Raw genomic sequence first — 11,104 nt, 5'->3', positions numbered from 1 at the left:
TCATCGACAGAGCAAAAAAGTTCTTCTAGACTAAGCATGGGACGAGCCTGTAAAGCTGTTGTGTGATGACTTTTAGCTTACTCGCTTGTCCCTTCCTTATCCCGAACTCAGGTGGCGTAGCATTCCACCAAGGGCAAATTTCCGTATTCCTTGATGATTTCAATGCCGCGACGGTCAGATTTGTCTTTCAGACGGTTGTGCAGGATGGTTAGCGTGCTATCAATGCCTTCGTGAATGTTGACAGCTTTCACTTCTGCCTCATCCATGCGTGAGAAGTTGCGGAGTGCCAGCACGATCTCCTGAATTCGGTCGGCTCCAACTTTCATCGACGATAGCAGCTTCGGCAAGTCTTGCATCAGGAATTCTAGGTCAATCGCTTCAGCTTCTTCCTGAATTTCTGAATGTGGGTGAGGATAGTGCGTTTGATACAGTTCCAGCAACCTCAGCAAGTCTTGCATATAGTTGTTGGCATAAGTGAGATTGCCGTAGATGAAGTTGACGGGGTTGTTAATTTCATGGGCAACGCCAGCAACTAACTGTCCCAGACTGGACATTTTTTCAGTTTGTACCAATTGCGCCTGAGTCTGCTGGAGTTCCTTGAGTGTCTGCTCTAACTCGTGTGCTTTAGTACGGGTTTGATTGTACAGGTCTGCCTGGTTGAGCGCGATCGCAAACTGCTCGATCACGACCTGTAACAACTCGACCTCGCTATCGTTCCAGCAACGCGGTTCGGTGCTGTGGCTACAGCAAATTGCGACAACCATACCCCCAGGTAACTGAACGGGGATAATCAGTACTGTTCGCATTCCTAGCGTGCGTACAAAGTCTCGCCAAGTGGGATCTTCTACCGTCTCGATATCTTCTATTCGTAAGGTTTCCAGCTTTAGAAGTTTGGTCGCTAACACACCGAATGCCGATGCAGGATAGCGTCCGGTCAAATCGGGTAGGTGAGAAAGGCGAACTTCCGGGGAAATTTCCCAGTATGGCTCCTCTACATTGCCGTGATACCAGCCAAGATGACATCGATCGGTCTGAAGAACTTTCTGGATTTCGTGCAATGTTGTCTCTAAGATGGCATCAAAGTCAAGAGAATTGCGAATCTGGTTTGTGAGCCGATTAATTAACTGTTCGCGCTGTGCTTGCTCTTTTAGCTGCTGAACGGACAATCGCAAGGCATCTTCTACCCGTTTGCGTAAGCGAAGCTCGTCGTAGACATCGCTAATATCCCTCGTGATGACAACGATACCCAGAATGTTACCGTGAGCATCCCGCCAAGGAGCTTTTGTGGTTAAAAAGGTGGTGTTGATGTCACCATTAGAAACCACTTCCTCATAAGCTTCAGTAACGCCTGCTTCCATAATCTGACGGTCTCTCGCCATGATTTGGTGGGCAATGTCGGGAGGTAGCAGTTCAGAATCGTCTTTGCCAAGAATCTCCTCAATTGGCTTTCCAAAGAAGTTTGCCAAATTAGAGTTGAGCGCGATATGACGCCCCTGCCGATCTTTGACAAGGATGAAGTCTGGTGTACTTTCCAAAATAGAGTTTAAGAGGGCATTGCGTTCGCGCAGGTCTGCTTCTGCTTGTTTGCGTTCATCTTCGACGCGCTTGCGATCGCTGATATCTGTCGAAATTCCACCTAGAGCGTAAGGCACCCCATCCTCATCCAGAATCGGGAAATGCACCGAAACGTAGGTATGCAAACCATCTTCATGGGGGATAACTTCTTCTGAGACGATGGCTTTTCCCTCTGCCAAAATCCGTCGGTCGTTCTGTGTAAATTGCTGACCCATTTCTTGGGAAAAAAGTCGTAATTTGTCTTTCCTTTAATCTGCTCTTTGGTAATGCCAAATAACCGTTCAAATTCCCGATTAACCCGAATGTGTCGTCCTTGAATATCCTTTAAATAAATCACTGCCGGACAGTTATCGATAATCGCTTGTAGTTCTGCCTCGCTCTCTTTCAAAGCGGCTTCTGCCTGCTCTCGCTCTCGAATTTCGTCTTGCAGGTGTGCCACCACCGCTCGGAGTTCCTGGGTGCGTTCCTCGACTCGTTGTTCTAGCTCTAGCTTCCCTTGGTTCAGTGCTGCTTCCGCTTCCTTTCGCTCCGTGATATCCAGCAGCACCCCACAGAAGATGATTTCACCCTGATTGTTTTTTGTAGGGATAGAACTACCCTGCCACCAGCGTATCTCTCCATTTGGCTTGATTAATCGCCCTTCATAGTGCCAAGGGATGGATTGCTCAATCACTTCAGTGACCGATGCATAATAGCTTTCTAAGTCGTCAGGATGCACCTGACGAATGAACGCGCCGAAATCTGCCATCACCACCTCAGCCGTCACGCCTAGAAGATTCCAGATTCCTTCGCTCATATAATCTACTCTCCAGACATCCTTCCGGTTGGTAAACTGGAAAATCACCCCAGGTAGATTCGCGGTGGTATCTCTAAATCGTGCCTCCTTAACGGCTAAAGCTGCCTCAGCTTGTTTGCGCTCCGTGATATCTTCGATTGCCAGGATGATGCCGCCCATCACTCCGGTTTCATCTTGCCAAGGACGAATCTCCCATTTGCGCCAACCAGTTGAGCCATCCGTTCGCTGAAACGGTTCTTCTACCAACATCTCGACTGCTTCGGTCAAACAACGTTGGTATGCTGCCTGTAAGGGTTCCCAATCCGAGGGACAAACTTCAGGATGCGATCGCCCAATAATTTCTGGTTGCTTCAGTCCCAGTTCGCTCAACCACCGCTGGCTGAAGAGCAGATAGTTGAGGTTGCAATCGAGAATGGCAGCCGCTAAGGGTAGGTTTTCAATGAATTGGAAACAAAGGCAATCGTGCTTCATCTGGCTCTGAGCCGGGAAGTGCTGTTTCATGAATTAGGGATTGGTTCCTACACTGGACAGTATCCAATACTGCGGCTTCTGCCCCTCCCCATCTGCATACCAAAGTGCATGATGACGAAGAGGATTCAATATCTAGAGTTCCCTCTACACAAAGGCTAGTAACATTTCTGGAAATAACGAATTGCAAAAAAACTAGAATTATTCTGCGTATGTATATAGATAAGTTTTATCGCTGACAAATACAAGTGAGAGGCATGCTACCACTCCACCTTACCAGCGCCCTAAATTTTGAATCAGGTTCAATACAAGAATTTAATTGTGTCGAATTATACAAACTTACTGAACGCGGCTTCCAAGCTAACTTCAAGGCTAAGTAGTACGCGATCGCACCGATGACATCGACTGTAACGCGATTCAAAATGAAACTCAGCTAGCACAAACACTGAAAATTTTAGACGATCCCCTCGTAGTCAAAAATGGGGAAACTTTCTCGTCGGGTGCTGTCTATTTATCTAATACGGACAGTTTATCAACTCGTGGCAGCGAGTCTTAAAGTAACTTATGCGTCGAATTCAATTTTGGGCATTTGCCCCCATCGTTCTACTCGCTACGTTCTCTCCTTTGATGGTTCAATCGCGGCAGCCTCTAGCAAATGTTAGCGGTAATATTGTCCCCGTTGGTTTTTCTCAAGAAGGCTCTCTCTTGCTAGCGCAGGCAACTACTCTCTCACCGCTGGAACAAGGAGTGATTGCTGAAATGAATAAGGCGCGGAAAAATCCCGCCGCCTATGCCGCCGTACTGGAGAATTGGAAAAAACGCTTCCAAGGTAAGCAAGTGAGAATGTCTGGAAACGTCTTTTTACAAACCCAAGAAGGTGTGAAAGCCGTCGATGAAGCGATTCGCTTCCTGAAATCCACTCGTCCTCTCCCACCTCTAAGTGCATCTAAAGGGATGTCATTGGGGGCTAGGGATCATGTGAAAGACCAAGGACCAAAAGGTAAGGTTGGTCACAATGGGAGCGATCGCAGCGATCCGTTTTCTCGCATCAACCGCTACGGTTCCTGGCAAACCACCGCAGCCGAAAATATTAGTTACGGCTCTGACACCCCTCAATCTATCGTCATGCAGTTAATCATTGATGATGGAGTTCCGGATCGCGGTCACAGAAAAAACATTTTCAACCCGGCTTTCCGAGTCGCAGGAGTGGCTTTTGGGTCTCACGCAAAATACAAATCGATGTGCGTGATTACCTATGCTGGAGGATATAAAGAGAAATAGGCTTCATGCATCACTCGTCCTCTTCATCTCATCAGCTCAGCGTTCTCCGCCAGGGAAAAGGCTTTCCAATTCTCTGTCTACACGGTCATCCGGGGTTAGGCAGCAGTATGTCTGTCTTCACTAACCACTTATCCCAAAAATTCCAAACTTTTGCCCCTGACCTCCGGGGATACGGCAATAGTCGCATCAAGGGTAATTTTAGAATGGAAGACCATTTAACCGATTTGGAGGCGCTTCTAGACCGCTTCCAGATTGAGCGTTGCCTGGTATTGGGTTGGTCGTTAGGGGGAATTTTGGCGATGGAGTTGGCGCTGAAGCTACCAGAGCGAGTCACGGGTTTGATTTTGATTGCCACAGCAGCACGCCCCCGTGGGAATCATCCGCCAATCAGCTGGCAGGATAATTTCTACACGGGGCTGGCTTCGATCGTGAACCGAGTACAGCCTGGGTGGGAGTGGAATATCGAGACCTTTGGGAAGCGATCGCTCTATCGCTACCTGATCGGGCAACATACCCCTGGCGCTTACCGCTACCTCGCATTGGAAGCGATGTCAGCTTACTTGCAAACCTCAGCGGCGGCAACGCAGGCACTCAATACTGCTCTGAGAGCTGGTTACAACCGATTGGCGGATCTCCAGCAAATCCAATGTCCGAGTTTGATGCTGGCAGGAGCAAGCGATCGCCACATCACCCCTGAGTCCAGTTTAGAAACGGCTCATCACCTCAAGGATTGCCAATGGCACTGCTACCCGAATACCGCTCATTTATTTCCCTGGGAAATTCCTGAACTGGTACTGCGGGACATTGACTCTTGGCTCGATAGCCATCCACAAGTCGTGACGCCAGCCAGAGTTTAGATACCATCGTCGCCTCACCCTGTCCTGAAGTGATGCAGCCCCGACCAAAGGGGATGCAAGTTCGAGTCTGGTATCCTTCCAATCTTGTGAATTCTTAGCATCCCAGAAGCATCTATCCGCAGCGAGCGTACCCCTCTGGCAAACCCAGAGAGGTTAGAGGTAAGGTGCCAAAGATGGGGATTCAAAGGAAGTGGATATCACCTGTGAAAAAGATCAAAACCTAAGAAGGCTGACCGCTAAAAAACGTGGCTGTTCTTTGGCGGTCAAAACGCTCCCCCGACTCATCGTAAATCGTCAGCTTCTCTGGCTTACAGCGCTTCACAGTAGCCTTAATGCCTTTCGCTCCTTCTGCTTCCAGGTCTTCGATATAACCAGCTTTGGTTCTATCAGCTTCCTGGGAGCTGAGGAAAGGGCCAAAGTAGTAAGTACAACGGGGGTTGTCTGTGACAATCTCAACCCACGAAGCCCATCCAAAGAAGTGGAGAATGTTAATCAAGAATTCCTTCATGTTTTTGGCCTATCTTAGGGGATACAAAGCAGTCTTCTAAAAGGTTGTTCTTTACATTCTGTTATATTCTGTCATCTTTCTTTTTGAAAGTCTCTTTTGAAAGATTATTCAAGTAGAGCCGATTCGACCAGCGCTGACGATATATCTCATAAAGAGCCATTCCCCCTGCGACTGACGCATTCAGGCTCGGTGTGTTTCCCTGTAGCGGAATCGAAATCAGGAAGTCACAACACTTTTGTGTCAGAAGATTCAATCCTTCACCTTCAGAACCAATCACCAATACTACTGGCCCGGTAAATTGAGTAGTGTGTAACATTTGACCATCGCCTGCGGCGGTGCCATAAATCCAAAAGCCAGCCGCTTTCAATTCTTCTAAGGCACGGCTGAGGTTAACCACTCTGGAAACAGGAAAAGTTTCTAAAGCTCCGACTGCCACTTTCATGACGGCGGATGTGATTCCCACTGCTCGTCGTTGAGGGATCACCAATCCCTGGGCACCCAAAGCTTCTGCCGTGCGAATAATCGCTCCTAGATTGTGGGGATCGGTAATGCCATCCGCTACCACCAGCACTGGCTGCTCCGAGACGGATTTTGCCTGAGCGATTAACTCACTCAGGTCAGTGTAAGCGTAGGGTGCGACTTGAGCGACCACTCCTTGGTGATTTGCCCCGTGGCTAATTTGCTCTAAGCGGCGCGCACTAACTTCATCGATTACCGTTCCCCGTTCCTTGGCTTTCAGTAGGAGGGAGTGAAACCGGGAATCATAACGCAAATTTGGCAGTATCCAAACCCGATTCAGCTGGCGATGTTTTTCCAACGCTGTGAGGACAGGATGCCGTCCATAAATCAGATCGCTTTCTTCTTCGGGTGCGGCTGCTGCTGCTCGATCCTCGTCCTGAAAACGACCTCTGGGGATCTCCCGTTCGTGACGGTTGGGAATTGACTTCTTTGGCTTGAAGTTGTCTGTCGGGCGCGTGTCAATTGAGTCTGTGTTTATGTGGCGGGAAGCAGGACGGATTTGTTGACGCTCCCGGCGCGTGTCAGTTGAGTCTGTGTCTTTGTGGCGGGAAGCAGGACGGATTTGCTGACGCTCCCGGCGCGTGTCAATTGAGTCTGTGTCTTTGTGGCGGGAAGCAGGACGGATTTGCTGACGCTCCCGGCGCTGGAGAATTGGCTTGACTTGCTCGTGCTTCCCAACTGGGCGCGAATCCCGATTGACATCCTCGTTATCAGAGAAGGAACGATCCTGGGGCGTCTGTTGCTCTACAATTCGCTTCCCAATCCGATTGTCCCCAAGACGCTTTGGGAAGGCACGCTTGGCTCGAATGGGCTTCCCTCGACTGGCGCTGGATCTGCTTGGAGGCTGAGGGCGGCGATGTTGATCGGCCATATTGTTAAGAATCTTTAACTTGTGGAAGTGGATTTAGCTCTAAGTAGCTCAGCAGCTGATTCAATCGCTGGGGATCTGTTAGGTAAAGATAGCCCATCAACGTCTCTAAGCTGCTAGCTTGTTGATAAATTTCGGGATCGAGGCGCTTGGGACGACCTGCCGCAGCGTTACGTCCCCGCCGCAAGATTTCTAATTCTGTGTTGGTAAGGTGGGGTTCGAGCGATCGCAATGCTTTTGCCTGACTTTCAGCTCTCACTTGCGCCACTACCATGTCATGATAAGCGTGGGATCGCTTGGGTGGCAGTAGATAAAAACTACGGATATAAAGTTCATACACGGCATCTCCTAGATAAGCTAAAGACGCCGGGGAAATCCGCTGAATTTGCGTGCGACGATCTGCGATCGCCCAGATCGAGTTCAACGATATTTTGGTTTCACCCAGTACGGGGTTAGTATTCAGCCAATCTGAACACTCTTCCTCCTGTGAACTCACATCTATGCCCTACCTCGCCCTCTAGTTGATCTTAATGCTTTTGCCTGAAAATCAGGGATGGGGTATGGGGAGTCGGGAGTCGGTAGGGGGTAATCGGTAATTACCTGTTCCCTTGTCTCCTACGCCTCTGCACCGCTGCTCTTTGTTTCCCCATCATTCCCGGTTCAGGACTTTTGAAAATGATTGGGGCGGGGGCTTGAGAACCCGCCCCTCAAGCGCGAGTAGCCGAATCATCGCGGCATACGAAAAGCGCATCCGCGCCGCTACGCGATCGCGCCTCTGTATAGGTCAAGCAGGCTTGACATTCTCCAATGCCGCTTCGACTGAAGGCTGCAATGACAGAAACTGTTCTAAGCGAACCAGCTTGACAGTTTGAGTCACTCGGGCATTTGTAACAATTTGCAAACTACCCTCAAGGCTTTGAGCCTTTTTCACCAGCTGCACTAGAGCGCCCAATCCAGAGCTATCAACAAAATCAATTTTGGAAAGATCCAGCACAACGTTGCTGGGTCCATCTTCAATACACTTGCTGATAACTTTCCGAAATGTGGGTTCGGAAAAAGCATCCAATAAGCCTGTGAGGCGGAATAGCTGATAATTGTCCCTAACTTCGCGAGTGCCTCTTAAGCTGACAGTTAGGGTTAGTGGCTCAGGAATAACACCCTCCTAGCTGGATTGTCCTTAGTCGAGGCTTTATTATAAAACACAATGCGCGGATATACGCATCTGTTGTAATTCGTCCTTAGTTATTCGCGACCGAGCAAGGATATTAAGACTTTCTACTTCATCTGGGACACCCCTCACCCCTCTTTCCCCCTCTCGCGCAAGAGGGGGGAAATCTACTCGCTAACGGGTCTTATCGAGGCAATGAGATCGCATCTAGGCGCTACGCTTATGCGATCTCATCTGCTCAACAAATTGCTCAAACAGATAGTCGGCATCGTGAGGGCCAGGGCTAGCTTCTGGGTGATACTGCACGGAAAAGAAAGGTAGAGATTTGTGACGCAACCCAGCCACGGTGCGATCGTTCAGGTTTAGGTGAGTAATTTCTACTTCTGGATTTAAAGAATCTGCGTCAATGGCAAACCCGTGGTTTTGGCTGGTAATCTCCACTCGCTGCTTCTCAAAACCGGCGGGTTGATTTAAGCCCCGATGACCAAATTTGAGCTTGAAGGTGTCAGCCCCCAGCGAAAGACCGAGAATTTGGTGCCCCATGCAGATCCCAAACATCGGTTTCTGGCTTTCTAGCAATGCCCTGGTGGTTTCGATGCCTTCGGTGACAGCAGCGGGATCGCCGGGACCATTGGAAAGAAAAATTCCATCCGGGTTGTGCTTGAGAATTTCTTCGGGGGGTGTATTGGCGGGAACCACGACTACACGGCAACCGTAACTCGCCAGACGCCGTAGGATGTTCCGTTTGATGCCAAAATCAATGGCAACCACCGTGAGGGGTTCCCCGCTTTCGGAGGGGATTCCAGGGCTAAATTCCCAACTCGACTCGGTGGGGTCAGACCACTCATAGACTTTGGCAGTCGTCACTTCCCGAACTAGATTCAATCCTGCCATGCTGGGAGCTTCTTGCACTTTCTCCAACAATTCAACGGGGTCAAGAATTTCGGTGGAAATTGCGCCATTCATGGCACCAGCAGAGCGAATCTTTCGGGTAAGGGCACGGGTATCGATACCGTAAATGCCTGGAATGTTGTGTTGCTTGAGATAATCGGGCAAAGACTGGCTGGAACGCCAATTGCTGGGACGGGAGGCAATGTTACGAGCGATCGCGCCCCGCACTTGGGGACCATTCGATTCTTCATCATCTAGATTGACGCCAGTGTTGCCTAATTCTGGATAGGTAAAGGTGACAATCTGACCGCAGTAGCTGGGATCTGTCAAGACTTCCTGGTAGCCGGTGATACCTGTGTTAAAGACCACTTCACCGATAGCTGTTCCAGGGGCACCAAAAGACCAGCCTTTGTACGACGTGCCATCGGCAAGGACGAGCAGAGCTGGTTGAGGAGAAGAAATAGACATAAGGGAGTGGTTAGTTTTTAGAAATTACTTCTTAGTTGGTAAGTTAGCATCTCACAGCCGTTGGGATAAGAGGTAGGGGGTACTGTGTGAGAATGCGATCGCATTTGGCAGCTCCTAATTGAAGGGGCGACGATAGCAATTCCAAGGTTGGGTGTATTGGATAGTAGGGGCATGACATTGCCATGCCCCTACTATCGGGAGACCTACTGTATAAACATCGCCCATTCAAAAAAACATGAGCGAATGGCTAATTTTTCAGAAACTCAACTAACTGCTCCAACTTCGACCAGGCAGTACCGCTACCCAAGATTTCTCTAGCCATTGTAATGCCCTCCGCATGGCTACCCATTGCGATCGCGCCCCCAACTTGGAGTGCCAACGCCGCATTCAAAGCCACTACATCTTGCTGTGCAGATGTTCCTTTTCCTTGAAGGACATCGCGCAAAATTTCGGCATTTTCCTCAACATCTCCACCCCGAATCGACGTGGTGGGTGCTGGTGTCAAGCCTAATTCGTGGGGATGCAGGGTTGTCAGTTGTACCTCACCACCAGAGAGCACTGCTAAATCTGTCGCGTCTGCTAATCCAGCTTCATCCAGTTTCTCTCGTCCGTGCAGGACAATTGCCTGCTGAGTTCCTAACTGTCCTAAAGCATGGGCAATCGTCACGACCAGGTTAGGATCGCACACCCCAATGATCTGCCCGGTAGGGCGTAACGGATTTACTAATGGGCCTAATAAATTAAAGACCGTCCGCACTTTCAAGGTTCGCCGCAGCGATGCCACCGCTTTGAGCGCTGGGTGCCAACCGGGTGCAAATAAAAAGGTAATCCCGATTTCTTCTAGTGCGGCTTGTGCTTTCTCACTGCTGGCGTTTAGGTTGACTCCCAGCGCTTCCAAGACATCCGCCGATCCAACTTTGCTCGAAGCCGAGCGATTGCCATGTTTGGCAACTGAGACGCCAGCAGCAGCGGCTACAAAGGCAACAGCGGTAGAGATATTAAAGGTTGATGCCCCATCTCCACCAGTTCCACAGGTGTCAATGACTGGAGTGAGGATGGGGGACTGTGGGCGCTTCGCCTTCTCGGCGAGTGGGCTGAGTGGGGAGGATTGAGACTGCAACACCTGAGCCATCCCAGCGAGTTCGTCTGCCGAAACCCCCTTTGCTTGCAGGGCGGCTAAAATTGCCCCTGATAGCACTGGTGGAATTTCCTCGTTTAACCATGCCTGCATGAGAGAGGCGGCTTGGTCATGAGGCAGGGATTGCCGATCGAGTAGCTGTTGTAGCAGGTTAGGCCAAATGGATGTGTTGGTAGAAGCGATCGCTCCTGTCGTCCCAGCATCTTGGCTTATCAGTGAAGGAGTATTAGTCATTGACAGGTCTGGGTGCAGCGCACTCAGTTCAGAGGCATTTTGCAAAAGCTTATCGGATCGCCAAGCTCTCTAGCAACGTCCTGCACGCTTCTGTGTCGTAATTTTCCTGAGAGCGCACAGTGGTTTTTTGATAAATATTAAGATTCAGCTATTTTGCTGATTCCAATTAGACCCTTTTAGTTTGATGATTTTAAATATTCATACTTGTCATTATCAGTATCACCCTATTTATTAACTTTATTTGTGCGTAGGTATACAGCGTTGATTCGCTTCATCAAAACTTTATATTACTAACTTTTTATAAATAAACGAAGCTTCTCAGGCAAAAATGAG

Annotated in this window: 9 protein-coding genes and 1 pseudogene; 2 read left to right on the top strand and 8 right to left on the bottom strand. The window is 49.4% G+C overall.

All coding sequences use genetic code 11. The features are described 5' to 3' along the window. Positions 1-107: 107 nt before the first annotated feature. Together NC996_RS25520 and NC996_RS25515 are read right to left on the bottom strand one after the other, a co-directional pair. The gene (locus tag NC996_RS25520) at positions 108-1,790 is read right to left on the bottom strand and encodes a PAS domain-containing protein (protein ID WP_347277805.1); all 1,683 of its coding nucleotides are present in this window, start codon (positions 1,788-1,790) and stop codon (positions 108-110) included. Positions 1,791-1,804: 14 nt separating this feature from the next. After that, positions 1,805-2,842, bottom strand: a pseudogene (locus NC996_RS25515) (PAS domain S-box protein); the annotation flags it as partial. A 561-nt stretch (positions 2,843-3,403) separates the two neighbouring features. Here NC996_RS25515 and NC996_RS25510 point away from each other — a divergent pair. Then, on the top strand, positions 3,404-4,120 hold the full coding sequence (locus NC996_RS25510; protein WP_190690669.1) for a CAP domain-containing protein: 717 nt from the start codon (positions 3,404-3,406) through the stop codon (positions 4,118-4,120). A gap of 5 nt (positions 4,121-4,125) precedes the next feature. After that, positions 4,126-4,977, top strand: a complete 852-nt coding sequence (locus tag NC996_RS25505) for an alpha/beta hydrolase (RefSeq protein WP_190690667.1) — start codon at positions 4,126-4,128, stop codon at positions 4,975-4,977. 220 nt (positions 4,978-5,197) lie between these two features. On the opposite strand, the gene NC996_RS25500 is transcribed toward NC996_RS25505, so the two are convergent. The 6 genes from NC996_RS25500 to trpD all read right to left on the bottom strand — a co-directional run bounded on the left by NC996_RS25500 (position 5,198) and on the right by trpD (position 10,771). Then, the gene (locus NC996_RS25500) at positions 5,198-5,485 is read right to left on the bottom strand and encodes a DUF1816 domain-containing protein (protein WP_190414796.1); all 288 of its coding nucleotides are present in this window, start codon (positions 5,483-5,485) and stop codon (positions 5,198-5,200) included. A gap of 61 nt (positions 5,486-5,546) precedes the next feature. Then, on the bottom strand, positions 5,547-6,467 hold the full coding sequence (gene rlmB / locus NC996_RS25495) for a 23S rRNA (guanosine(2251)-2'-O)-methyltransferase RlmB (RefSeq protein ID WP_347276055.1): 921 nt from the start codon (positions 6,465-6,467) through the stop codon (positions 5,547-5,549). A 412-nt stretch (positions 6,468-6,879) separates the two neighbouring features. After that, positions 6,880-7,317, bottom strand: a complete 438-nt coding sequence (locus NC996_RS25490; RefSeq protein WP_242028867.1) for a ribonuclease III domain-containing protein — start codon at positions 7,315-7,317, stop codon at positions 6,880-6,882. Positions 7,318-7,656: 339 nt separating this feature from the next. Further along, positions 7,657-8,025, bottom strand: coding sequence for an anti-sigma factor antagonist (locus NC996_RS25485; protein ID WP_190414821.1), 369 nt, complete (start codon positions 8,023-8,025; stop codon positions 7,657-7,659). Between the two features lie 222 nt (positions 8,026-8,247). Beyond that, complete coding sequence (carA, locus tag NC996_RS25480) at positions 8,248-9,399, bottom strand: glutamine-hydrolyzing carbamoyl-phosphate synthase small subunit (RefSeq protein WP_190414798.1); 1,152 nt, start codon at positions 9,397-9,399, stop codon at positions 8,248-8,250. Positions 9,400-9,646: 247 nt separating this feature from the next. Continuing rightward, positions 9,647-10,771 carry an anthranilate phosphoribosyltransferase gene (gene trpD, locus NC996_RS25475; RefSeq protein ID WP_190690665.1) on the bottom strand — a complete coding sequence of 375 codons (1,125 nt, stop codon included), beginning with the start codon at positions 10,769-10,771 and terminating at the stop codon, positions 9,647-9,649. Between the last annotated feature and the right edge of the window lie 333 nt (positions 10,772-11,104).

The organism is Trichocoleus sp. ST-U2, from assembly GCF_039961875.1.
Classification (GTDB): domain Bacteria; phylum Cyanobacteriota; class Cyanobacteriia; order Cyanobacteriales; family FACHB-T130; genus FACHB-T130.
Note: the sequence above shows the minus strand (reverse complement) of the source record. Positions and strands in the feature narration are given on the sequence as shown.

Coding starts and splice junctions, on each gene's coding strand:
- NC996_RS25520 (WP_347277805.1), bottom strand. CDS start 1,790: ATGGGTCAGCAATTTACACAGAACGACCGACGGATTTTGGCAGAGGGA.
- NC996_RS25510 (WP_190690669.1), top strand. CDS start 3,404: ATGCGTCGAATTCAATTTTGGGCATTTGCCCCCATCGTTCTACTCGCT.
- NC996_RS25505 (WP_190690667.1), top strand. CDS start 4,126: ATGCATCACTCGTCCTCTTCATCTCATCAGCTCAGCGTTCTCCGCCAG.
- NC996_RS25500 (WP_190414796.1), bottom strand. CDS start 5,485: ATGAAGGAATTCTTGATTAACATTCTCCACTTCTTTGGATGGGCTTCG.
- carA (WP_190414798.1), bottom strand. CDS start 9,399: ATGTCTATTTCTTCTCCTCAACCAGCTCTGCTCGTCCTTGCCGATGGC.
- trpD (WP_190690665.1), bottom strand. CDS start 10,771: ATGACTAATACTCCTTCACTGATAAGCCAAGATGCTGGGACGACAGGA.